The organism is Streptomyces sp. NPDC001514 (genome assembly GCF_053597075.1).
This window is the reverse complement of the sequence record NZ_JBSFHO010000041.1, coordinates 49360-72406: the sequence shown is the minus strand read 5'-3', so window position 1 is coordinate 72406 and position 23047 is coordinate 49360. Positions and strand designations below refer to the sequence as shown.

Genomic DNA, 23047 nt, shown 5'->3' with positions numbered 1-23047 from the left:
ATTTTTGGCACGCTGTTGAGTTCTCAAGGAACGGACGCTTCCTTCGTACTCACCCTCTCGGGCTTTCCTCCGGGCGCTTCCCTTCGGTGTTTCCAGCCTAGCAGATCCGATTTCCGTTTCTGCCACCCGCTGGAGCGGGCTGCCGGGCCGTTCTTCGCTTTCGCGCTTTCCCTTTCCGGCGGTTCCGACTCTATCAGATCCTTTCGGGCCTGATTCCCAGTCAGAGGGGGGTGTCTTCCCGGCCGTCCGGCCGTTCCGACGAGTGAGACTTTAGCGGAATCTCGGCCCCCGACGCTAATCGGGCTGCGTTCGTTCGAACGCGGATTCCTCATTTCGCAAAAGCGCACGCAAAGCGCGGCGACAGAATATCGCTCGCTTGGAGTGGTTCTTGCGGAATGGCTGTCCGGGGCCGACCGGAGTCGGGTGCTCACGTCGGACAACCCGGAGAACACTACGGATCAGGGTTCCTCATGTCAACCCCAGACCTCAGGGCGTATCCTCGACCGCATGACTACGCATGCGCGCACCCAGCAGTGGTGGGCCGCCTGACGGCGGCCGGCAGACACGCATGCGCTCAACGGCCGCCGCTTCGGCGGCCGTTCGCGTTTCTCCCTCCGGGGGCCTCGGTCGCTGATGGCGGCGGCTCCGACAGGTACAGGAGAGGGAGACAGAGATGGCGCGGATCTTCAGCGGGGTCAAGCCGACGGGGCACCTGACGTTGGGCAACTATCTCGGGGCCGTACGACGGTGGGTCGAGGTGGATCAGCATCGGGCGGACGCGCTGTTCAGCGTCGTGGATCTGCATGCGCTGACGGTCGAGCACGATCCGGCGCGGGTACAGAGGCTCAGTCGGCAGGCGGCGACGCTGTTGCTGGCGGCGGGGCTGGATCCCGAGCGGTGCACCGTGTTCGTCCAGAGTCATGTGGATGAGCACGCCCGGCTCTCGTATCTGCTGGAGTGCACGGCCGCGGACGGCGAGATGCGGCGCATGATCCAGTACAAGGAGAAGGCTGCGCGGGCGCGGGCAGCCGGGGAGAGCGTGCGGCTATCACTGCTGACGTATCCCGTGCTGATGGCGGCGGACATCCTGGCGTACGGGACGGACGAGGTGCCGGTCGGGGACGACCAGGCGCAGCATGTCGAGCTGACCCGGGATCTGGCGGTGCGGTTCAACCAGCGGTACGGGCATGTGTTCACGGTGCCGAGGGCCACACATCCGGAGGTCGGGGCGCGGGTGATGGATCTGCAGGACCCGGCGTCGAAGATGGGGAAGTCGCACGAGAACGGGGCCGGGATCGTCTATCTCCTCGATGACGCGGATGTGATCCGTCGCAAGATCATGCGGGCTGTGACGGACAGCGGGCAGGGCGTCGAGTACGACCGGGCGGGCCGGCCGGGGGTGGCGAATCTGCTGGAGATTCTCTCCGCCTGTGAGGACGGGAACCCGGAGGCCTTGGCCGGTGCATATGAGTCGTACGGCGCGTTGAAGAAGGACACGGCCGAGGCGGTGGTGGAGCTGCTGAGGCCCTTGCGGGAGCGGCACGCGGAACTGGCGGCCGATCCGGGACATGTGGACGAGGTGTTGAGGGCGGGGGCCGAGCGGTCCCGGGCGATGGCCCGTCCTCTGGTGGATCGCGCCTATGAGGCGATCGGGCTGCTTCCGGCCGGCTGACGGAAGGCGGCCCGGTAGTCGCGGGGGCTGGTGGCGAGGTGAGCGGCGAAGTGCTGGCGCATGGTCACCTCGCTGCCGAAGCCCGTGCGGCGGGCGACTTCAGGGATGGGGTGATCGGTGAGTTCCAGGAGTTTCTGAGCGGCGGCAACGCGCTGGGTGATGAGCCAGTGGAGCGGGGTGGTTCCTGTGGTGGCCTGGAAGTGACGGGCGAAGGTTCGGGAGGACATGCCCGCGCGGGCGGCGAGGGACGCGACGGTATGGGGTTCCTCGAGGTGGGCGAGGGCGTAGTCCCGTACGGCCGTGAGGGTGTCGGCTGCGCGGTCGGCGCGTGGGGTGGGGTGCTCGATGAACTGGGCCTGGGTGCCGGTGCGGAAGGGGGCGGTGACCATCGACCGGGCGATCGTGGCGGCGGCTTCGGCTCCGTGGGTGATGCGGACGAGGTGGAGGCAGAGGTCGATGCCCGCTGCGGTGCCGGCGGAGGTCCAGAGGTTGGCGTCCTGGAGGAAGAGCGCGTCGGGGACGACGGTGACCTGGGGGTGGTGCTCGCGGAGGAGGTCGGTGAGGTTCCAGTGGGTGATCGCGCGGCGGCCGTCGAGCAGGCCGGCCTGGGCGAGGGTGAAGGCGCCTCCGCAGAGTGCGGCGATCGGTGTTCCTCGGTGGTGGGCGCGGCGGAGGGCGTCGAGGACCGGTGAGGGAGCGGGGGTGACGTGGTCGTCGAGGCCGGGGACGACGATGAGGTCGGCGCGGGTGAGCCAGGCGAGGGTGCGGTCGGGGGTGAGGCTGAGGCCGCCGCGCATGGGGATGGGGGTGTGGTCGGTTCCGGTGCGGCGGAGTTCGAAGAGCGGTACGCCGCGGTCGGTGCGATCGACGCCCCAGACCTCGTTGATGACGGAGACGTCGAAGGCGCGGATGCCGGGGAAGGAGAGGAGCGCGATGCGTTGAGCTGGTGGGGCCGACCGGATCACCATGGTGGCAGTAAACCATCGATCGCTGTCTTTTGCGCCTCTGTGACGGGGCCGTCCGGAGCGGCAGCATCGAGGGTATGGAGATCGCAGAGAACGCAGCGCTGGTTGTCGTCGACGTGCAGAGGGGGTTCGACGAGGAGGAGTTCTGGGGGCCTCGGAACAATCCGGGGGCGGACGAGAACATCGCGTCGCTGATCGACGCATGGCAGGCGAGTGGGAGGCCGGTCGTCTTCGTACGGCACGACTCCTCGAAGCCCGGGTCGCCGCTGCGGCCGGGGTACGAGGGGAACGGCTTCAAGGAGTACGTGGAGAAGAGGAGGGGGCAGGGCAGCGGGGCCGAGCTGCTGGTGACGAAGACCGTGAACTCGGCGTTCTACGGGACACCGGATCTGCGGGCGTGGTTCGAGGCTCAGGGGGTGCGGCAGTTCGTGGTGGCCGGGATCCAGACCAACATGTGCGCGGAGACAACGGCGCGCATGGGAGGGAACCTCGGCTACGAGGTGCTCTTCGCGCTGGATGCGACGCACACGTTCGACCTCGTGGGGCCGTGGGGGTGGACGCTGAGCGCGGAGGAGCTGGCGCGGGCCACCGCCGTGTCGCTGCACGGCGGTGGGTTCGCGACGGTGGTGGGGACGGAGGAGTTGGTCGCCGCTGCCGCGCGGTGAGCCTCAGCTGTTGCCGGAGGCGAGCTCGCGGCTGCGGTCGCGGGCGGCCTCCAGGGCGGCGATGAGGGCGGCGCGCACCCCGTGGTTCTCGAGCTCGCGGATGGCGCTGATGGTGGTGCCGGCCGGGGAGGTGACGGCTTCGCGGAGCTTGACCGGGTGTTCGCCGGAGTCGCGGAGCATCACGGCGGCGCCGATGGCGGCCTGGACGATCAGGTCGTGGGCCTGGGCGCGGGGCAGGCCGAGGAGGATGCCGGCGTCGGTCATGGCCTCGACGAGGAAGTAGAAGTAGGCCGGGCCGGAGCCGGAGAGGGCCGTGGCGGCGTCCTGCTGGGACTCGGGGACGCGGAGGGTCTTGCCGACCCCGCCGAAGATCTCCTCGGTGTGGGCGAGGTGTTCGGCGGTGGCGTGGCTGCCGGCGGAGATGACGGACATGCCTTCGTCGACGAGGACGGGCGTGTTCGGCATGACACGGACGACAGGGGTGTTGGGGGCGAGGCGGTCCTCGATGGTCGAGGTGGTGATACCGGCCGCGGCGCTGATGACGAGACGGTCGGCGGAGACATGGGGGGCGAGTTCGTCGAGGAGCTTGCCCATGTCCTGGGGCTTGACGGTGAGGATGAGGGTGTCGGCGCGCTTGGCGGCGTCCGCGTTGGTGACCACCTCGACGCCGTAGCGGGTACGGAGCTCCTCCGCCCGCTCGGCGCGGCGGGCGGTGACCAGCAGGGCTGCGGCGGGCCAGCCGGCCCGGATCATGCCGCTGAGCAGGGCCTCGCCGATCTTGCCGGTACCGAGGACTGCGACTGTCTGGGTCATGCGGGTCACCTCGCCGGGGGTGGTGCGTGCGGTTCGTGCGGTCGTCCATGTGCTTGGACCGTGCGTCCAAGCACATGGACATCCTTGCACCGGGCCGGCTGTGGTGTCGGTGGTGTCCGAGGGGCGGTCACGGGGTGCGGCGGCGGAGGGTGGCCGCACCGAGGGCGAGGACGAGGAGGGCGACGGCGGCGACGATGAGCACGTCGCGGATGAAGTCGGCGGTGACGTCGGTATGGCGGAGCACTTCGTCCATGCCGTCGACTGCGTACGACATGGGCAGGACGTTGGAGATGCCTTCGAGGACGGGCTGCATCTGGTCGCGGGCGACGAACAGGCCGCAGAGCAGGAGCTGGGGGAAGATCACGGCCGGCATGAACTGGACCGCCTGGTACTCGGATGCGGCGAAGGCGGAGACGAACAGGCCGAGGGCCGTGCCGAGCAGGGCGTCCAGGAGGGCGACGAGGAGCAGCAGCCAAGGCGAGCCGACGACGTCGAGGCCGAGGAACCAGACCGCGAGTCCGGTGGCGAAAGCGGACTGGACGATGGCGAGCAGTCCGAACGCCAGGGCGTAGCCCGCGATCAGATCGCCCTTGCCCAGGGGCATGGCGAGCAGGCGTTCCAGGGTGCCGGAGGTGCGCTCACGCAGGGTGGCGATGGAGGTCACCAGGAACATCGTGATGAGGGGGAAGATGCCGAGGAGCGAGGCGCCGATGGAGTCGAAGATCTTCGGGGTGCCGTCGAAGACGTAGCGCAGCAGGAAGAGCATCACGCACGGCACCAGGAGCATCAGGGCGATCGAGCGCGGGTCGTGGCGCAGCTGGCGGAGGACGCGGGCGGCGGTGGCGAGGGTGCGGGCAGCCGAGATGGCGGGGGCGGATCGGGGCGCGGATCCTGTCGGGCGCACGGGCGCGGCGGTGGTGGGGCTGGTGCTCGTGGTGGGGGTGTTCATCGGGCGGTCTCCTGGAGGGCGTTGGCCGTGTCGACGAGGTGGAGGAAGGCGTCCTCGACGGTCGCGGTGTCGTTGCGGTGCCGGAGGGCGTCGGGGGTGTCGTCGGCGAGGAGTTCGCCCTCGCGCAGGAGCAGGAGGCGGTGGCAGCGCTCGGCCTCGTCCATGACGTGCGAGGAGACCAGGATCGTGGTGCCGCGGTCGGCGGCGATGCGGTGGAAGAGGTCCCACAGATCGCGGCGGAGGACCGGGTCGAGGCCGACGGTGGGCTCGTCGAGGACGAGCAGCTCGGGAGTGCCGAGGAGGGCGACGGCGAGCGAGACGCGGCTGCGCTGTCCGCCGGAGAGGTTCCCGGCGAGGGCTTCGGCGTGGTCGGCGAGGTCGACGTCGGCGATGGCCCGGGTGACGTTCTGCCGGCGGCGGTCGGCGGCGGCGCGGCCGGGGTCGAGGATCGCCGCGAAGTAGTCCAGGTTCTGGCGGACGGTCAGATCGTCGTAGATGGAGGGGGCTTGGGTGACGTAGCCGATACGGGAGCGGAGAGAGGCGTCGCCGGCGGGGCGGCCGAGGACTTCGAGGGTGCCGGTGACCTTGGCCTGGGTGCCGACGACGGCACGCATGAGGGTCGACTTGCCGCAGCCGGAGGGGCCGAGGAGGCCGGTGATCTGGCCGGGCGGGACGTCGAAGTCGAGGGCGCGGAGGACGGAGCGGGAGCCTCGTACGACGGTGAGGGCGCGGGCGTGGATGGCGGGGCCTCCGGCGCCCTCGGCGCCCCCCGGAGCATTATTCATCATGCGATGAATAATGCTCCGGGGTGGGGTGGGCGTCAAGACAGTGGTTCGTGCCGAGCATGGGTGGGTGCGGGGGCTGCCGAGGTTGGCGAGGTGGGCGTCGACGGACACGCGCCGGTTCCAGTGGAGTCTGCGGTGAACGGGCGCGAGCGCCGGGGCGAGGCCGCGGATGATGCGGGCGGCCTGAGGTGGTCACGGTGTGGGCGTGGTAGCCGGGGAGGCGGTCGGCGAGGCGGGCCTCCTGGGCGCGGGTCCAGGAGGTGTCCGGGTCCGGGACGTTCCACCAGAGGGCGAGGGCACCGTGCGGGCGGGCCAGAACGCGGAAGGCCTCGGGGACGGAGCGGGCGGGGTCGGTCCAGTGCCAGGCCTGGGCGTACGTGAGGAGGTCGGCCGTGCCGTCGGCGAGCGGCAGCGCGTCCCCCACGGCACGCAGAAGCGGTACGCCGGGGAGCGCGCGGCGCAGCTCGCCCGCGATGGCGTGGCCGGGCTCGACGGCGACGATGTGCGCGCCGCGGTCCCGGAGTACGCGGGTGGCGATGCCGGTTCCGGCGCCGACGTCGACGACGCGGGAGCCCTTGATGGGGCGGCCGGTCAGTTCTTCGACGGCGTCGTAGAGCGCGGCCGGACAGCCGGGTCGGGCAGCGGAGTACTGGGAGGCGACGGAGTCGAACACGAGGGCGTGGGAGGCGGTCCCGGTCCCGGCCCGTCAGGGGCGCTGACGTGCGCGTGGTTCGGGTGCGGGTCGTGCCCGTGCGCGCCGCTGCCGTGAGGCGTGTTCCCCTGCGTCATGCGCCTCATCCTGGCGCAGGTGTCGCTAGCGGCGGCGGGGCTTCGGCTTCTTCCGGGCCGCCGGGTTGCCCGCGCGGGTGTTGCGGCGCTTCTCGAACTGGGCGACGGCCGTCTCGTACTCCGTGCGGTGCAGTTTCTCGCCCGGGGCCTCGGTGAGCGAGCGGAAGAAGTACGCGAGGAGCGAGCCGATGAAGCCGATCGCCTTAAGGCTGCGGAGGGATTCCTCGCGGGCCGGGTCGGCCGGGCGGCGCGTGAAGCCCTCCCAGGTCTTGCGGAAGGCGATCGCACTGCAGATCGCGAACATCGCGATCACGAGGGCGTTGACGAAGCCGCCGACCTTGGCGATCTCCAGGCCCTGATAGCCGAACCGGAGCACGAGACATCCGGCGACGGCCGCGGCCAGGGAGCCGACGGCGACGGCGGCGCGGCGGAGGGCGTAGCCGCCGTCGTGGTCCGCCCAGGTGGTGCCGAAGAAACGGATCGGCTCCGGCTGCGGACCGGTGCGGGGGGCGGCGCCTGCCGAGCCCGCACCGGTACCGGTGTCGCCGCCCTTGCCGGGGGTGCCCGGGTTGTCGTCGTGGTTCTCGCTCACGGGTCGATTATCCCCGTGGTGGAACCGCCCCGGTCAGGAGCAGCGGACCGCGACGTAGCCGTCGCTGCCCGTGTTCACGTACGCGTCGGAGACGAACTGCCCGTTGGCGATGTTGTCCCAGAGGTTCGTGGTCCCGTAGGGGCCGGTCACCGTCTCGCCCGGCGTCTGGCAGTTGATCGGCACGCTCGCACCGTACGGCAGCACCTTGACGATCCGGTACTGAGTGCCCGGTCCGCTGCGGACGTTCACGCGGTAGCCCGGGGCCACCGGGTAGCGCCGCACCGTGAAGGTCTCGGCCGCCGCCGCGGCGAGCTCCACCTGCCCGGTCTCTTCTGTCTGTTCGGTTCCTTCGACGGCCATGGCCGGCCTCCCCCGTTTGTCCGAAAAGCAGTGCGCCGCGCAGGCTAGCAAGCCGCGTCGGTCTCCTACGAACCATCGACTAGGCTCCGTGAGTCGCGCTTGCGGACGCAGAACACGGGGGTGGGCGATGTCACCGCTGCGCAGCACCGGGCCGGTCCCGGAAGCGGAACATCCGGAACACGCAGGGCAGTACCGTCTCGAGGAATGCCTGGGCTCGGGCGGCATGGGCGTCGTGCATCTGGCCACGTCCGCGTCGGGGCTGCGCCTCGCGATCAAGGTGGTGCATGCGGAACACGCCACGGATCCCGAGTTCAGGGCCCGTTTCCGGCAAGAGGTGGCCGCCGCCCGCCGGGTGAGCGGTGCCTTCACCGCGCCGGTCGTGGACGCCGACCCGGACGCCGCCCGGCCGTGGATGGCGACGCTGTTCATCGACGGGCCGACCCTCGCCGAACGCGTCAAGCGGAACGGCCCGTTGGGCGTCGCTGAACTGCGCAGGGTGGGCGCGGGGCTCGCGGAGGCGCTGCGCGACATCCACCGCGCGGGCGTGGTCCACCGCGATCTCAAGCCGAGCAATGTGCTGCTCGCGGCCGACGGGCCCAAAGTCATCGACTTCGGGATCTCGCGGCCGTCGGACAGCGATCTGCGTACGGAGACGGGGAAGTTGATCGGCACCCCTCCGTTCATGGCGCCGGAGCAGTTCCAGCGGCCCCGCGACGTCGGCCCTGCCGCCGATGTCTTCGCGATGGGCGCGGTGCTCGTGCATGCGGCGACCGGGCGCGGCCCGTTCGACTCCGACAGCCCGTACATCGTGGCGTATCAGGTCGTGCACAACGAGCCTGATCTGGCGGGGGTCCCCGCCGAGCTGCTGCCGCTGCTGACCCGCTGTCTGGCCAAGGATCCCGAGGACCGGCCGACACCGGGCGAGGTGATGGCGGAGCTGCGGGCGCCGGCGGGGGACGTGGCGACGGCGTTCATCCCGCTGCAGCGGGTGCCCGGGAGTGAGCGGAGTGAGGGGCGTGGGCGGCGTAACGGCCCGGGCGGCGACGCGAACGCCGAGGCGGCGCAGGCGAGACCCGGCGCAGCCGCCGGGCCGTCGAAGTCGAAGCGGCCGCGGTGGCCATGGCTGCCGGGACTGCCGGGACGGTCACGCCGTGTGCGGTACGCGGTCGTCGGCGCGGCCTTCGTCAGTCTGCTCGCGGGCGCGTACGCAGGCGTCCGCATGGCCACGACCGACTCCGGCCGGGCGGATCGGGCTCCGACGACCGCCGGCACCGGAACCGGCACAGGCACAGGCACAGGCACCGGGCAGGCCTTCAGGCCTTGGCAGGCTGTCCTCGCGGAGGGCGCGAGGACGCACCGGCCGCCCGTCTGCTCCTCCCACGGCGAGGCGCTGTACTGCTCCGCGCCCGGCGTCATGGCCTCGCGCCTGACCCCGACCGACGGCACACCGCTCTGGTCGCGGAAGTCCGCCACCGCCTCCGCCGGTTCGGCGTACGACGGCACCGCCCCCGTGCTCTCCGGAGGGCTGCTGCACGTCGCCACGGCGGACGGAAGACGGCTCGAAGCCCTCGACCCGGAGTCGGGCGCCACCCGCTGGAGCATGGACATCGCCTCGTACGCGACGTTCGCCCACGTCGACGACTCCGTCCTGCTCATGGGCGCGGACGGGACCGTACGCGCGCTCGACAGCGCGACGGGTGAGGAGCGCTGGCGGAAGCGGCGCGGCGCGCCGGGTACGCAGTGGGCGCCGGCACCCGACGGTTCGGGCACCGTCTTCGCGGTCACGCCGACGGCCAGCGGCGCGAGCACGCTGATCAGCGCCGTCTCCGCCGCCAGCGGCGATGTGCGCTGGGAGAAGCGGCTGAGCGGTGCGCTGTCGCCCGTTGGACCGGCCGCGGAGGGCTCGCTCCACCTCCTGGCGGCCGATTCCGACGGCTTCACGACCGCTGTCGTACGCCTCGACACCGCGACCCGCGAGGTCCGGCGCGTACCGCTGCCCGTCGACGTCGACCAGGCCCAGGCGACAGCGACCGGCAGCACGGTGTATCTGGTGGGCGCGGGGGGATCGCTGCTTGCCGTGGACACGGCGGGCAGCGGCGCGCAGCGGTGGCGGCTGGAGACGTATGTGACCCGGTCCTCGCGGCCCGTCGTCGACGGCGGCCGGATCTATCTGAGCGGTGCGGACGGGCGGCTGCTGGCGGTCGACGCCGGGCGCGGTGTGCAGCTCGGGCAGACGAAGCCCCGGATGAACGAGGACGGTTCCGCCTACACATCGGTGCTGCCCGAGCCCGTCACCGCACCCGGCAGGGTCGTCGCGACCGCCCCGGACGGATCCGTCTTCGCCGTCGATGCCGAGGACCCGGCGGGCTGGTGACGGTGCCCGAGCGCAGGGCCGGTGCTGGTTGTGCCGCCCGTCCGGTTGGGCGGGACGGGCAGGCACGACCACCCATCGGGCTCAGCCCAGCTGCGACACGTCCCTGACCGCGCCCTTGTCCGCGCTCGTTGCCATCGCCGCGTACGCGCGCAGAGCCGCCGAGACCTTGCGCTCACGGTCCTTCGGGGCGTAGACGCCGCCCAGGGCCTCACGGCGGGCGGCCAGCGTGGCGTCGTCGACGACGAGCTCGATCGAGCGGTTGGGGATGTCGATGCGGATGAGGTCGCCGTCCTCGACGAGGGCGATCGTGCCGCCGGAGGCGGCCTCCGGGGAGGCGTGGCCGATCGACAGACCCGACGTGCCGCCGGAGAAGCGGCCGTCCGTGATCAGGGCGCAGGCCTTGCCGAGTCCGCGGCCCTTGAGGAAGGAGGTCGGGTAGAGCATCTCCTGCATGCCGGGACCGCCGCGCGGGCCCTCGTAGCGGATGACGACGACGTCGCCCTCCTTCACGACCTTCGAGAGGATCTTGTCGACGGCCTCGTCCTGGGACTCGCAGACGACGGCCGGGCCCTCGAAGGTCCAGATCGACTCGTCGACACCGGCCGTCTTCACCACACAGCCGTCGACGGCCAGATTGCCCTTGAGGACGGCGAGGCCGCCGTCCTTGGAGTAGGCGTGCTCGACCGAGCGGATGCAGCCGTTCTCGGCGTCGAGGTCGAGGGACTCCCAGCGCTCGGACTGCGAGAAGGCGGTGGCGGAGCGGACGCAGCCGGGGGCCGCGTGCCACAGCTCGACGGCCTCGGCGGAGGGGGAGCCGCCGCGGACGTCCCAGGTCTTGAGCCACTCGGCCAGCGACGCCGAGTGGACGGTGTGGACGTCCTCGTTCAGCAGCCCGCCGCGGTAGAGCTCGCCGAGGATGGCGGGGATGCCGCCCGCCCGGTGGACGTCCTCCATGTAGTACGTGCCGCCGGGCGCGACGTTCGGCGCGACCTTGGCCAGGCACGGGACGCGGCGCGAGACGGCGTCGATGTCCGTCAGGTCGTAGTCGAGCTCGGCCTCCTGGGCGGCGGCGAGCAGGTGGAGGATCGTGTTGGTCGAGCCGCCCATGGCGATGTCGAGGGCCATCGCGTTCTCGAAGGCCTCGCGGGTGGCGATGTTGCGGGGCAGTACCGACTCGTCGCCCTGCTCGTAGTAGCGCTTGGTGATCTCGACGACCGTACGGCCCGCGTTCTCGTACAGGGCCCTGCGGGCGGTGTGGGTGGCGAGGACCGAGCCGTTGCCGGGGAGGGCGAGGCCGATGGCCTCGGCGAGGCAGTTCATCGAGTTGGCGGTGAACATGCCCGAACAGGAACCGCAGGTCGGACAGGCGTTCTCCTCGATGCGGAGGACGTCCTCGTCCGAAACGTTCTCGTTGACCGAGTCGACGATCGCGTTGATCAGGTCCAGCTTGCGGACCGTGCCGTCGACCAGGGTCGCCTGGCCGGCCTCCATCGGACCGCCGGAGACGAAGATCGCCGGGATGTTGAGGCGCATGGCGGCCATCAGCATGCCGGGGGTGATCTTGTCGCAGTTGGAGATGCAGATCAGCGCGTCCGCGCAGTGGGCCTCGACCATGTACTCGACGGAGTCGGCGATCAGGTCCCGGGAGGGCAGCGAGTACAGCATGCCGCCGTGGCCCATCGCGATGCCGTCGTCGACCGCGATGGTGTTGAACTCGCGCGGGACGGCGCCCGCGGCGCGGATCGCGTCGGAGACGATCCGGCCGACCGGGGCGAGGTGGGTGTGGCCCGGCACGAATTCGGTGAAGGAGTTGGCGACGGCGATGATCGGCTTGCCGATGTCCTCGCTCGCTACGCCCGACGCCCGCATAAGGGCGCGGGCACCCGCCATGTTGCGGCCGTGGGTGACTGTGCGGGACCTCAGCTCGGGCATCGTCGCTCGCTCCTTCAGACAGTTCTGGCTCTAGTCGAGCGTACGCCGCTGCTCCAAGATCTGGACGCGTTGTCCGGAATGCGGGACGAGGTTCCGCCCTTCGGGCATCCCGGGGAAAGGGCGTCCGTCAACCGGGGCTTACGACCAGGGCCTGCAACCGGGCCGGCCTTCCCCCGCGCCGGGCTCAGGCCCGGACCGGCCCGGGCCCAGGCTCAGCCTTCCGTCAGGTAGCGCTGCAGCGTCGGCGCGACCATCGCGATGATCTCCTCCGGATCCGCCGAGGCCAGCGGCTCCACCTGGATCACATACCGCAGGATCACGATGCCGATCATGTGCGAGGCGGCCAGCTCCGCCCGGAACTTCGGGTCCGGTACGTCGAGCTCCCCCGCCACCCGCTCCAGCAGTCGCCGCAGGACGAACCCGCGCAGCACCTTGGCCGCCGCCTCGTGCGTCATCGCGGACCGGATGATCGCCAGCAGCGGGGCGCGGGTCGCCGGGTTCTCCCAGACCCCGATGAAGAACCGCGCGAGCCGCTCGCCGATGCCTTCCGTCCCCTCCCCCAGGACCGCCGGGATCACGAGCGCGGGCTCGAAGGAGACCTCGATGGCGGCCGCGAAGACCTCGTCCTTCGTGCCGAAGTAGTGGTGCACGAGGGCCGGGTCGACGCCTGCGGCCTTGGCGATGCCGCGGACGGACGTCTTGTCGTAGCCACGCTCGGCGAACTCCGTACGGGCCGCCTGGAGGATCCGCTCACGGGCGCCGGGGCCGGTGTCCGACTCCTTGCGGGCGGGCCGGCCACGCCGGCGGGGCGCCGCGCCGGGGGTCATGAGCCCGTGACCCGGGCCGCCGAAGCCAGGTGCAGCCGGGTGAACGCCAGCGCCTCGGCGAGGTCGGCCTCGCGCTCCGCCGCCGACATCGCCCGCCGAGTGTTGACCTCGATGACGACATGGCCGTCGAAACCGGTGCGGGCAAGCCGCTCGAGCACCTCGGCGCACGGCTGGTCACCGCGCCCCGGCACCAGGTGCTCGTCCTTCGCCGACCCCTTGCCGTCCGCGAGATGGACGTGCCCGAGCCGGTCGCCCATGCGGTCGAGCATGGCCAGCGTGTCCGTACGGGAGGTGGCCGTGTGCGAGAGGTCGATCGTGAAGTGCCGGTAGTCCTCTTTGGTGACGTCCCAGTCCGGGGCGTACGCGAGCATCTCGCGGTCGCGGTAGCGCCACGGGTACATGTTCTCGACGGCGAAGCGCACGTCCGTCTCGTTCGCCATGCGCCAGATGCCCGAGACGAAGTCGCGTGCGTACTGCCGCTGCCAGCGGAACGGCGGATGGACGACGACGGTGGACGCACCGAGCTTCTCTGCGGCCGCCTGCGCGCGCTGCAGCTTCACCCACGGATCGGTGGACCAGACCCGCTGGGTGATCAGCAGACAGGGCGCGTGGACGGCCAGGATCGGCACCTCGTGGTAGTCCGAGAGCCGGCGCAGCGCCTCGATGTCCTGACTGACGGGATCGGTCCACACCATGATCTCGACGCCGTCGTAGCCGAGGCGCGCGGCGACCTCGAAGGCCGTCGCCGTCGACTCCGGATAGACCGAGGCCGTCGACAGGGCGACCTTCGCATCCGGGATGCGCACCACTGGTTCTGCCACGAGGGACAGCGTACGGGCCTTACGGGACGACATCAGGGAGTGGGGAGGTGGTCCAGGCGGCGCAGGATCACGCCCTCGCGCAACGCCCACGGACAGATTTCCAGCTCATCCACGCCGAAGAGGTCCATCGCGCCCTCCGCGACCAGAGCCCCCGCGAGCAGCTGCGCCGAGCGCCCCTCGGAGACCCCGGGGAGCGTCGCGCGCTGCGTCGCGGTCATCGCCGCGAGCTTGGGGACCCACTCCTCCAGTGACGCACGACTCAGTTCACGCTGTACGTACACGCCCTCGGCCGAGCGTGCGGCGCCCGCGATGCGGGCGAGCTGCTTGAAGGTCTTGGACGTTCCGACGACGTGGTCGGGCTTTCCGAAGCGGCTGAACTCGCCGACCGTACGGGCGATCTGCGCCCGCGCATGGCGGCGCAGCGCCCGGACGTCCTGCGGGTCCGGCGGGTCGTCGGGCAGCATCGCCGAGGTCAGCCGGCCGGCGCCGAGGGGCAGGCTGACGGCGGCGTCCGGCTCCTCGTCGATGCCGAACGCGATCTCCAGCGAGCCACCGCCGATGTCCAGGGCGAGGAGCTTGCCCGCGGACCAGCCGAACCAGCGGCGGGCCGCCAGGAAGGTGAGCCGGGCCTCCTCCTCGCCGGTGAGGACCGTCAGGTCGACACCGGTGACGGTCCTGACGCGGTCCAGCACCTGGTCGGCGTTGGCGGCCTCCCGGACGGCGGAGGTGGCGAAGGGGAGGATGTCCTCGCAGCCCTTGTCCTCGGCGGCCTGCAGGGCGTCCATGATCGTGGCGATCAGCCGGTCGACGCCCTCGGGGCCGATGGCTCCGTCCCCTTCGAGGAGTTCGGCAAGGCGCAACTCCGCCTTGTGTGAGTGGGCGGGGAGGGGGCGGGCACCGGGGTGCGCGTCCACCACCAGCAGGTGCACCGTGTTCGAACCGACGTCGAGGACTCCGAGTCTCATGTACGGAACGCTACTGCGGCCGCGCGCATACGCTTGACTCGTGCCAAAGACGAAAAAGACGAAGCCGGGCAAAGCCGTCCAGGAGAAATCCTCGAAGGCAGCGAAGCCCGCCAAGAACAGCTCCCGGCGCGACCAGCCGGACGAGAAGGGGCTGGACTTCCCCCGGGCCTGGGTGGAGTTCCCCGACCCCGCGGACGACGAACAGGTCTTCCGCTGTGATCTGACGTGGCTGACGTCACGCTGGAACTGCATCTTCGGCAGCGGCTGCCAGGGCATCCAGGCGGGCCGCGCTGACGACGGCTGCTGCACGCTCGGGGCGCACTTCTCGGACGAGGACGACGAGAAGCGGGTCGCGGGGCATGTGGCGCGGCTCACGCCGGAGCTGTGGCAGTTCCACGACGTGGGTACGGAGTCGGGCTGGGTCGAGGTCGACGAGGACGGCGACCGCCAGACCCGCCGCTGGGAGGGCTCCTGCATCTTCCAGAACCGCCCGGGGTTCGCGGGTGGCGCGGGCTGCTCGCTGCACATCCTGGCCCTGAAGGAGGGCCGCGAGCCGCTCGAGACGAAGCCCGACGTGTGCTGGCAGCTGCCGGTGCGCCGTACGTACGACTGGATCGACCGCCCGGACGACACGCGGGTCCTCCAGATCTCGATCGGCGAGTACGACAGGAGGGGCTGGGGGCCGGGCGGCCACGACCTCCACTGGTGGTGCACGTCCGCCACGTCGGCGCACGGCGCCGGTGAGCCGGTGTACGTGACGTACCGCCCGGAGCTCACGGAGCTGATGGGCAAGGCGGCGTACGACGTGCTGGTGGAGCTGTGCGAGGCACGGCTGGCGAGCACGCTGCCGCTGGTGGCTCCGCATCCGGCGGACCCTGAGCGGGCGTAGGGATCGGGCGAGAGGCGAGGCACCGTACCGACGGGGCACCCGTACCGGGGCGCCCCGACCCGGAGAAACGCTTCCTCAGCCGGACGGTGCAGGGTCCTCCGACGACGGGGGCTCCGACGAGGTCGGCGGCTCGGACGACGACGGAGGCTCCGAGGGCGAGGGCGGCTCGGACGACGACGGGGGCTCCGAGGGCGAGGGCGGCTCGGACGACGACGGGGGCTCCGAAGGCGAGGGCGGCTCGGAGGACGGCGGCGTGGCCCCGCGGCCGTCGATCGCCAGGACAGCGCCGGACGGGTCGACCCCTACGCGGGCGGTCCAGGGGCCGGCCGGTTCCGCGTCGTGGTCCACGGACACGTAGACGGTCACGGACTCGCCCGGGTACAGCGTGCCTGAGGTGAGGCTGGCCTCGAGCCAGGGTGCGTCGGTCCACAGGGACCAGGAGACAGGCGTACCGCCCGACGCCGTGAGGGTGATCAGCGTGGTGTCGCCGGAGGGCTGCGCCTCGACGGTGAGCCTGCCGGGCCCCTGGCCCTGGCCCGGAGCGGAGGGCCCGGCCGGCGGCAGTCCGGGGCTGATGACCTCGACGGACACGTCGGGTGTGCGGCTGCCGACGGTGAAGCGGGGGGCGGGTTCCTGGCGCGCGTTCCCCGCGTTCTCATAGCGGTCGTACGGGGATCCGTCCATCTCGCCCGGCGCGTCCACCTCGCTCGCGGAGAACGGGGAGCCGTCGCCGGCCTCGCCGGTGAGCGGGGCGCCCCGGTACGCCGCCCAGAGCGCGAGCACCGGCGCGGCGACGACCGTCGCGACGACGGTCGTGGTGACGGCTCGGGCCCGGATCCGGTCGCGCCGGGCCGCATGGTCCTTGGGGTCCATGGGGAACCCGTCGCGCCCGAAGCGCGGCGCCGCGGCGCGTGCCCGCGGGACGTGCAGCATCGCCACGTACGCCGCGGCGCGTGGCGCCGGCACGAGGGGCAGGGCGTCGGGGGTGACGGACGAGCCGGGCCAGGGCCCCGTGGCCCCGGCGCGCTCGGCGGCGCGGCGGCAGCGCGGACAGTCGTCGACGTGCCGCACGAGCTCGCGCCGGAGCGTCGCGGAGAGCAGCACCTGATGGTCGCCGGTGAGCCGTGCGACGGACGGGCAGTTACCGGTCTCGACGACGGCGAGCGCCGCGCGCGTGCGCTCCACCTCGCAGGCGGCCGCGGCGAGCAGCTCACGGGCGCGGGCGGGCTCCAGGCCGAGGACCGCGGCGACCTCGCGCGGGCCGAGCTGGTGCCGTACCGCGAGCTCCAGGGCCTCGCGCTGCTCGGGGCTGGTGCCGGCGGCTTCCGGCCATGCCAGCTGCGCCAGCTCGGCGCGGCGCCGCTCGGCGGCCTCGGGCGACACCTTGGGCGCGGCCTCCTCGGAGACGGCGACGGGCCGCCCGCTGTGCGCGCCTCCTGCCGCCTGTCTCCTACGGCGCTTCTGCTCGGCGAGCGCACGCAGACAGGCCCACCGGGCCACCGCGTACAGCCAGGCCCTCCGCTCGGACTCCCCGGCGGGGCACCGCGCGTACTGCCGCTCGGCAATGGCCAGGACGTCGCCGAGCACGGCCGTCGCCGCCTCGTGGTCGCAGAGCGCGGACAGGCAGTACGTGAACAGCCCGTCCAGGTACACCTCGTACCGCGCGGGCGGGGTCTGCCCGAGAGTCGGCCGCTGACCGGACGCACGGCGGTGCGCCCGGTGTCCGCCGGTGGTGTGCGTGGTGGGCTCCAGCCTGCTGCTCGTCACCCGGCGACCGTAGGCAGCGGAAGGCACACCCTTCGTGCCGGTTGAGCACATTTAATTCTTACGGGTGAAGGTATCCCTCGATGGGCGACAGGAGCATTTGCCTCGACGCGGGTGACTGTGCTTTTCGGCGGGCTGTGCGGCAGGGGTACGCGGCCGCGACGGGCAGGGGGAATCCTTCGCCCGGACGGGTGAGCCGTCCGGTGGCGCACGGCTGTCAGTGGGTACCGCTACGGTTCCCCCATGGCTGCCCGTACGAAAACCGCCAAGGACAGGCCGTCCTACCGCTGCACCGAATGCGGCTGGACGACCGCCAAATGGCTCGGCCGCTGCCCCGAGTGCCAGGCCTGGGGCACGGTCGAGGAGTACGGCGCACCCGCGGTCCGTACGACGGCCGCGGGGCGGGTCACGAACGCCGCACTGCCCATCGGCCAGGTCGACGGCCGCCAGGCCACGGCCCGTACGACCGGGGTCGACGAGCTGGACCGGGTCCTCGGCGGGGGGCTGGTGCCGGGGGCCGTCGTGCTGCTGGCGGGGGAGCCGGGAGTCGGCAAGTCCACGCTGCTGCTGGACGTCGCGGCGAAGGCGGCGAGCGGCGACCACCGCACGCTGTACGTGACGGGCGAGGAGTCCGCGAGCCAGGTCCGGCTGCGGGCCGACCGGATCAAGGCGCTGAACGACCATCTGTATCTCGCCGCCGAGACCGATCTCTCCGCCGTCCTCGGGCATCTCGACGCCGTCAAGCCCTCGCTGCTCGTCCTCGACTCCGTGCAGACCGTGGCATCGCCCGAGATCGACGGTGCGCCGGGCGGGATGGCGCAGGTCCGTGAGGTCGCGGGCGCGCTGATCCGCGCGTCCAAGGAGCGGGGCATGTCGACGCTGCTGGTGGGCCATGTCACCAAGGACGGCACGATCGCGGGCCCGCGACTGCTGGAGCATCTCGTCGACGTCGTGCTGCACTTCGAGGGCGACCGGCATGCGCGGCTGCGGCTCGTGCGCGGCGTCAAGAACCGTTACGGGGCGACCGACGAGGTCGGCTGCTTCGAGCTGCACGACGAGGGGATCACCGGGCTCGCCGACCCGAGCGGCCTGTTCCTGACCCGCCGGGACGAGCCCGTGCCGGGCACGTGCCTCACGGTGACGCTCGAGGGCCGCCGCCCGCTCGTCGCGGAGGTGCAGGCGCTGACCGTCGACTCGCAGATCCCGTCGCCCCGGCGCACGACCTCCGGACTGGAGACGTCCCGGGTGTCGATGATGCTCGCCGTCCTGGAGCAGCGGGGCCGTATCAGCGCGCTGGGCAAGCGGGACATCTACAGCGCGACGGTCGGCGGCGTGAAGCTCTCCGAGCCGGCCGCGGACCTCGCGATCGCGCTGGCGCTGGCCTCCGCCGCCAGTGACACCCCGCTTCCGAAGAACCTGGTGGCGATCGGCGAGGTCGGCCTCGCGGGTGAGGTCAGACGGGTCACGGGCGTCCAGCGCCGGCTCGCGGAGGCGCACCGCCTGGGCTTCACCCACGCCCTGGTCCCGTCCGACCCGGGCAAGGTCCCGCCTGGTATGAAGGTCACGGAAGTCGCCGACATGGGGGACGCGCTGAGGGTGCTCCCGCGCGGGCGCAGGGCAGAGGCCCCACGGGCGGACGAGGTGCGACGGTAGCGGTCCCGGCCAGGTCCGGGCGACAGCCATCGGCCCGCGACGCCGCCCGGGCCTGGCCGGGGTCGCTAGACTTTGCCCTGGTCTCGCCCATCCGTACGAGCCGGAGGAGTGCAGTGGCAGCCAACGACCGGGGCGCAGCACCCGGAAAGTCCGGCGGAGGCTCCGGGGGATCCGGCACGGAGTGGCTGATGCGCGCCTCTCTGAGTGCGGTCGCCCCGGGCACCGCCCTGCGGGACGGCCTCGAGCGCATTCTGCGGGGCAACACCGGCGGTCTGATCGTCCTCGGAATGGACAAAACGGTCGAGTCGATGTGCACGGGCGGCTTTGTGCTGGACGTGGAGTTCACCGCGACGCGGCTGCGTGAGCTGTGCAAGCTCGACGGCGCGCTCATCCTCGACAAGGACATCACCAAGATCCTCCGGGCCGGCGTGCAGCTGGTCCCGGACGCGTCCATCCCGACGGAGGAGACCGGCACCCGGCACCGGACCGCGGACCGGGTCTCCAAGCAGTGCGGCTTCCCCGTGGTGTCGGTCTCGCAGTCGATGCGGCTGATCGCGCTGTACGTGGACGGGGAGCGGCGCGTCCTGGAGGAGTCCGCGGCGATCCTGTCCCGGGCGAACCAGGCCCTGGCGACGCTGGAGCGTTACAAGCTGCGGCTGGACGAGGTCGCCGGGACGCTCTCCGCGCTGGAGATCGAGGACCTGGTGACGGTCCGCGACGTCACGGCGGTCGCGCAGCGCCTGGAGATGGTGCGCCGGATCGCGACGGAGATCGCGGAGTACGTGGTGGAGCTGGGCACCGACGGGCGGCTTCTCGCGCTCCAGCTCGACGAGTTGATCGCGGGCGTGGAGCCCGAGCGGGAGCTGGTCATCCGCGACTACGTCCCGGAGCCGACGGCGAAGCGGTCCCGTACGGTCGACGAGGCGCTCGCCGAGCTCAACGACCTCACGCACGCCGAGCTGCTGGAACTGCCCATCGTGGCCCGGGCGTTGGGCTACAGCGGCTCGCCCGAGACCCTCGACTCCGCGGTCTCGCCCCGCGGTTACCGGCTGCTGGCCAAGGTGCCGCGGCTGCCGGGCGCGATCATTGAGCGGCTCGTGGAGCACTTCGGCGGCCTCCAGAAGCTGCTCGCCGCGAGCGTCGACGACCTCCAGGCGGTCGACGGCGTCGGCGAGGCGCGTGCGCGCAGCGTGCGCGAAGGGCTGTCGCGGCTTGCGGAATCGTCGATCCTGGAGCGGTACGTCTGACCCGGCCGGGGCTCCCTACAGGGGCTCCGCGCCGGGGCTCCCCACTGGCACCGGCCGGCGTCGCGGAGCCCGCCGCAGCGGACGCGACGTTCAGTCCTTCTCCAGGCGGAACGACGCCGGAGTCACCGTCGTGCCCGGGAAGCGTGCCTCCACCAAGTACGTACCCGGCGCGGCCTGGTCCGCCGGCGGCGTGGCGCACTGGGGGGCGCTGTGGTGGCGGTCCCAGTCGACGGTGTGCGTGATCGTCGAGTTCGCCGGGACACGCAGCAGGAGGCTGCCGCCGCTGCGCGGGCAGTCGCTGGAGGACCAGACCTGGTCATCTTCGCTGTCGCTGATGGTCAGGACCGCGGCCTTCGGGCCGAAGTCGGCCTTGCAGGCGACGGCTGACGTGTTCTTCGCGATGAGCTGGAAGCGGGGCTTCTCGCCGGGCTCGTAGGAGACTTTGACGCTGCGCAGGGTCAACTGCAGGGAACCCGGCGCGCAGTTCGGGATCGGGGATCCGGCAGGGACCTGCTGACCGGCGTTCGCTGCGCCGCCGTTCGCCGCACCGCTCGCGCCCGGGTCACCGTTCTTGCCCGTGCCGTCGGCGCCTTCGGCACTGCCGGGGTCGCCGGTGCCGTCGCTCTCGCCGGATGCGCCCGACTCGTCGCGTCCGCCCGGCTGTTCGCTGATCGCCGGGCCCGACGGGTCGTCGCCGGGCGTGATGGAGGGCGCGGGCCCGGAGCCGCTCGGCTTGCCGTCGTCGCCGGTGCTCCTCGTGCCGCCGCCACCGTAGTTGACCGCCCAGGCGATCAGCAGCGCGAGCAGCGCGAGCAGGGACAGGGCAACTGCCCTCCGTCGCCAGTAGATGGAGGAGGGAAGCGGCCCGACCGGATTGCGCAGAGATCCCACGCACCGAACTGTACGAGAGATCGGAGACAACTCCCGCCCCACCCGCCGCCTATGATGCTCGATTCTGTCGATCATCATCTGGAATGGGTCTGTTGACCCTGACTTTCGTCAGGGTTTGCCGTGGTCGTTGGCGTCGGGTGACCGCACCCGCGCTGCGCGTACGGTCCCTGGTCATGGACAGCGACATCTCCAGCCACATCTCCGGCGGCGTCTCCGGCGACGTCTCCAGCGGCCTGTACCGCGGCATCACCGCCTCCGCCCACGCGGCCCCCCACTGGGTGCGGCAACTCGCAGAACTCTGGACGGAGGCAGGTCTGCTGCTCTTCGGGGTGCTGTTCGTCGCCGCGTGGTGGCAGGCGCGCACCGGGAACGCACGGGCGATGGCGATGGCTCTCCTCGCGCCGCTCGCGACCGCCGCGGCCTATGTGTGCAGTGAGTCGCTGAAGTCCCTCGTGGACGAGGAGCGGCCGTGCCGCGCGGTCGCGGGGGCCGTGGCGCCGCTGGTGCCGTGTCCGCCCACGGGTGACTGGTCGTTCCCCAGCAACCACTCCACGATCGCGGGTGCGGCGGCCGTCGCCCTCGTACTCGCCGCGCCCCGGCCGCGCATCGGGTGGCTGACCGGGTCGCTGACCGTGCCGCTCGCGCTGCTGATGGCGTTCTCGCGGGTCTTCGTCGGTGTCCACTATCCGCACGACGTGGCCGTGGGCCTGGTGCTCGGCGCGGTCGTCGCGCTGGTGTTCGTACGGGCAGGGGAGCGTCCTGCCGCGTCACTGGCCGCGACGATGCGGACGAGCCGGTCGCGGCTCGCGCTCTGGCTCACGGGCCCTGGTGACCGGTGCGCAGTCGTGGACGGCGCCTCGGAGCGCGCCCCGGACCGTGCCTCGGACCATGCCTCGGTCTGCGTCACGGACCGCGCGTCGGATCCCGCCTCGCACCGCAGGCGGCGCTGAGCATGCCAGGATCGGAAGTGCCATGACTGCGACAGACATCCCCTCCCCCGCCGCTGAGGTCCCCGCCGATCTCCCACTCGACGACTCCATCGACGATTCCATCGACGACTCCACGGACGACTCCACGGACGACTCCATCGATGTCCTGGCCCACCACGACCTCCACGCCCCGGTGCTCGCCTGGTTCGACCAGCACGCCCGCGATCTGCCCTGGCGCCGCCCGGAGGCCGGCGCCTGGGGCGTGATGGTCAGCGAGTTCATGCTGCAGCAGACCCCCGTCAGCCGGGTGCTCCCCGTGTACGAGCAGTGGCTGGCCCGCTGGCCGCGCCCCGCCGATCTGGCCGCCGAGGCGCCCGGTGAGGCCGTACGCGCCTGGGGCCGGCTCGGCTATCCGCGCCGTGCGCTACGGCTCCACGGCGCCGCGGTGGCGATAACGGAGCGGCACGGCGGCGACGTACCCCGCGAGCACGCACAGCTGCTCGCGCTGCCGGGGATCGGGGAGTACACGGCTGCCGCCGTGGCGTCGTTCGCGTACGGGCAGCGGCACGCGGTCCTCGACACGAACGTCCGTCGGGTGTTCGCGCGCGCCGCGACCGGCATCCAGTACCCGCCGAACGCGACCACGGCCGCCGAACGCCACCTGGCCCGCGCCCTGTTGCCGGACGACGAGGCGACGGCCGCGCGCTGGGCGGCGGCCTCCATGGAGCTCGGCGCAATCGTGTGCACCGCGCGCAACGAGGACTGCGGGCGCTGCCCGGTCGCCGGACTGTGCGCATGGCGGCTGGCCGGGAAGCCGGCGCACGACGGGCCGCCACGGCGCGGCCAGACGTACGCGGGCACGGACCGTCAGGTCCGCGGCAAGCTGCTCGCGGTCCTGCGCGAGGCGGTCACGCCCGTGCCGCGGGCGGTCCTGGACCGGGTCTGGGACGAGCCGGTGCAGCGGAACCGCGCCCTGGACGGGCTGGTTGCAGACGGTTTGGTCGAGCCACTGGAGAATGACCGGTTCCGCTTGCCTCTCACCTGAGAATCCCCGGTAAACCCCGCGAAGCGCCGTTGTTACACAACCGATGGATGGCCGTGCGCCCTCCGACGGCTGCTTCGGACAGCCCCGTGACAACAGCTCCGTAGGTTCCTGTGCCGTAAG

Annotated in this window: 21 protein-coding genes; 8 read left to right on the top strand and 13 right to left on the bottom strand. The window is 71.9% G+C overall.

Annotated elements, in window-relative coordinates; all coding sequences use genetic code 11:
* Positions 1-673: 673 nt before the first annotated feature.
* Positions 674-1672 (top strand): tryptophan--tRNA ligase, encoded by a 999-nt coding sequence (gene trpS / locus ACWCXB_RS32305; RefSeq protein ID WP_450727333.1) that lies wholly within the window; start codon positions 674-676, stop codon positions 1670-1672.
* Here the strand turns inward: trpS and ACWCXB_RS32300 are convergent.
* A complete protein-coding gene (locus ACWCXB_RS32300; RefSeq protein WP_450727332.1) occupies positions 1639-2640 on the bottom strand; it encodes a GlxA family transcriptional regulator in 1002 nt (333 codons plus the stop codon). The genes trpS and ACWCXB_RS32300 overlap by 34 nt on opposite strands.
* Before the next feature lie 74 nt (positions 2641-2714).
* On the opposite strand from ACWCXB_RS32300, the gene ACWCXB_RS32295 reads away from it, so the two are divergent.
* Positions 2715-3302: a cysteine hydrolase family protein gene (locus ACWCXB_RS32295; RefSeq protein ID WP_450727331.1), complete on the top strand. Its 588-nt coding sequence runs from the start codon at positions 2715-2717 to the stop codon at positions 3300-3302.
* 3 nt (positions 3303-3305) lie between these two features.
* Here ACWCXB_RS32295 and proC read toward each other — a convergent pair whose 3' ends face one another.
* The 6 genes from proC to ACWCXB_RS32265 all read right to left on the bottom strand — a co-directional run bounded on the left by proC (position 3306) and on the right by ACWCXB_RS32265 (position 7590).
* Entirely contained in the window at positions 3306-4115 is an 810-nt protein-coding gene (gene proC / locus ACWCXB_RS32290; RefSeq protein WP_450727330.1) for a pyrroline-5-carboxylate reductase, read from the bottom strand.
* Between the two features lie 127 nt (positions 4116-4242).
* Positions 4243-5064 carry an ABC transporter permease gene (locus ACWCXB_RS32285; protein WP_450727329.1) on the bottom strand — a complete coding sequence of 274 codons (822 nt, stop codon included), beginning with the start codon at positions 5062-5064 and terminating at the stop codon, positions 4243-4245.
* Positions 5061-5852 (bottom strand): ABC transporter ATP-binding protein, encoded by a 792-nt coding sequence (locus ACWCXB_RS32280; protein ID WP_450727328.1) that lies wholly within the window; start codon positions 5850-5852, stop codon positions 5061-5063. Before ACWCXB_RS32280 ends, ACWCXB_RS32285 begins: the two co-directional genes overlap by 4 nt.
* Positions 5842-6522 (bottom strand): class I SAM-dependent methyltransferase, encoded by a 681-nt coding sequence (locus ACWCXB_RS32275; protein WP_450727327.1) that lies wholly within the window; start codon positions 6520-6522, stop codon positions 5842-5844. The genes ACWCXB_RS32280 and ACWCXB_RS32275 overlap by 11 nt, the downstream gene beginning before the upstream one ends.
* A 141-nt stretch (positions 6523-6663) precedes the next feature.
* The gene (locus ACWCXB_RS32270; protein WP_450727326.1) at positions 6664-7230 is read right to left on the bottom strand and encodes a hypothetical protein; all 567 of its coding nucleotides are present in this window, start codon (positions 7228-7230) and stop codon (positions 6664-6666) included.
* 33 nt (positions 7231-7263) lie between these two features.
* Positions 7264-7590: a peptidase gene (locus tag ACWCXB_RS32265; protein WP_450727325.1), complete on the bottom strand. Its 327-nt coding sequence runs from the start codon at positions 7588-7590 to the stop codon at positions 7264-7266.
* A 127-nt stretch (positions 7591-7717) separates the two neighbouring features.
* On the opposite strand from ACWCXB_RS32265, the gene ACWCXB_RS32260 reads away from it, so the two are divergent.
* Complete coding sequence (locus tag ACWCXB_RS32260) at positions 7718-9964, top strand: protein kinase domain-containing protein (protein WP_450727324.1); 2247 nt, start codon at positions 7718-7720, stop codon at positions 9962-9964.
* Between the two features lie 81 nt (positions 9965-10045).
* On the opposite strand, the gene ilvD is transcribed toward ACWCXB_RS32260, so the two are convergent.
* The 4 genes from ilvD to ACWCXB_RS32240 all read right to left on the bottom strand — a co-directional run bounded on the left by ilvD (position 10046) and on the right by ACWCXB_RS32240 (position 14509).
* Positions 10046-11896, bottom strand: a complete 1851-nt coding sequence (ilvD, locus tag ACWCXB_RS32255) for a dihydroxy-acid dehydratase (protein WP_450727323.1) — start codon at positions 11894-11896, stop codon at positions 10046-10048.
* 212 nt (positions 11897-12108) lie between these two features.
* Positions 12109-12723 carry a TetR/AcrR family transcriptional regulator gene (locus tag ACWCXB_RS32250; protein ID WP_450727322.1) on the bottom strand — a complete coding sequence of 205 codons (615 nt, stop codon included), beginning with the start codon at positions 12721-12723 and terminating at the stop codon, positions 12109-12111.
* The gene (locus tag ACWCXB_RS32245; RefSeq protein WP_450727321.1) at positions 12720-13544 is read right to left on the bottom strand and encodes a sugar phosphate isomerase/epimerase family protein; all 825 of its coding nucleotides are present in this window, start codon (positions 13542-13544) and stop codon (positions 12720-12722) included. The genes ACWCXB_RS32250 and ACWCXB_RS32245 overlap by 4 nt, the downstream gene beginning before the upstream one ends.
* Before the next feature lie 32 nt (positions 13545-13576).
* Positions 13577-14509 (bottom strand): Ppx/GppA phosphatase family protein, encoded by a 933-nt coding sequence (locus ACWCXB_RS32240; protein WP_450727320.1) that lies wholly within the window; start codon positions 14507-14509, stop codon positions 13577-13579.
* Between the two features lie 40 nt (positions 14510-14549).
* Between ACWCXB_RS32240 and ACWCXB_RS32235 the strand changes: the two genes are divergently transcribed.
* A complete protein-coding gene (locus ACWCXB_RS32235; RefSeq protein WP_450727319.1) occupies positions 14550-15398 on the top strand; it encodes a hypothetical protein in 849 nt (282 codons plus the stop codon).
* A gap of 75 nt (positions 15399-15473) precedes the next feature.
* On the opposite strand, the gene ACWCXB_RS32230 is transcribed toward ACWCXB_RS32235, so the two are convergent.
* Positions 15474-17165, bottom strand: coding sequence for a BACON domain-containing protein (locus tag ACWCXB_RS32230; RefSeq protein WP_450727318.1), 1692 nt, complete (start codon positions 17163-17165; stop codon positions 15474-15476).
* Positions 17166-17405: 240 nt separating this feature from the next.
* On the opposite strand from ACWCXB_RS32230, the gene radA reads away from it, so the two are divergent.
* Positions 17406-18815 carry a DNA repair protein RadA gene (gene radA / locus ACWCXB_RS32225; protein WP_450727317.1) on the top strand — a complete coding sequence of 470 codons (1410 nt, stop codon included), beginning with the start codon at positions 17406-17408 and terminating at the stop codon, positions 18813-18815.
* A gap of 113 nt (positions 18816-18928) precedes the next feature.
* Positions 18929-20062, top strand: a complete 1134-nt coding sequence (disA, locus tag ACWCXB_RS32220) for a DNA integrity scanning diadenylate cyclase DisA (protein ID WP_450727316.1) — start codon at positions 18929-18931, stop codon at positions 20060-20062.
* Between the two features lie 90 nt (positions 20063-20152).
* Here the strand turns inward: disA and ACWCXB_RS32215 are convergent, their stop codons facing one another.
* On the bottom strand, positions 20153-20953 hold the full coding sequence (locus ACWCXB_RS32215) for a hypothetical protein (RefSeq protein ID WP_450727315.1): 801 nt from the start codon (positions 20951-20953) through the stop codon (positions 20153-20155).
* Positions 20954-21126: 173 nt separating this feature from the next.
* On the opposite strand from ACWCXB_RS32215, the gene ACWCXB_RS32210 reads away from it, so the two are divergent.
* The gene (locus tag ACWCXB_RS32210; RefSeq protein WP_450727314.1) at positions 21127-21903 is read left to right on the top strand and encodes a phosphatase PAP2 family protein; all 777 of its coding nucleotides are present in this window, start codon (positions 21127-21129) and stop codon (positions 21901-21903) included.
* Positions 21904-21925: 22 nt separating this feature from the next.
* Entirely contained in the window at positions 21926-22927 is a 1002-nt protein-coding gene (locus ACWCXB_RS32205) for an A/G-specific adenine glycosylase (RefSeq protein ID WP_450727313.1), read from the top strand.
* The last annotated feature ends 120 nt before the right edge of the window (positions 22928-23047 follow it).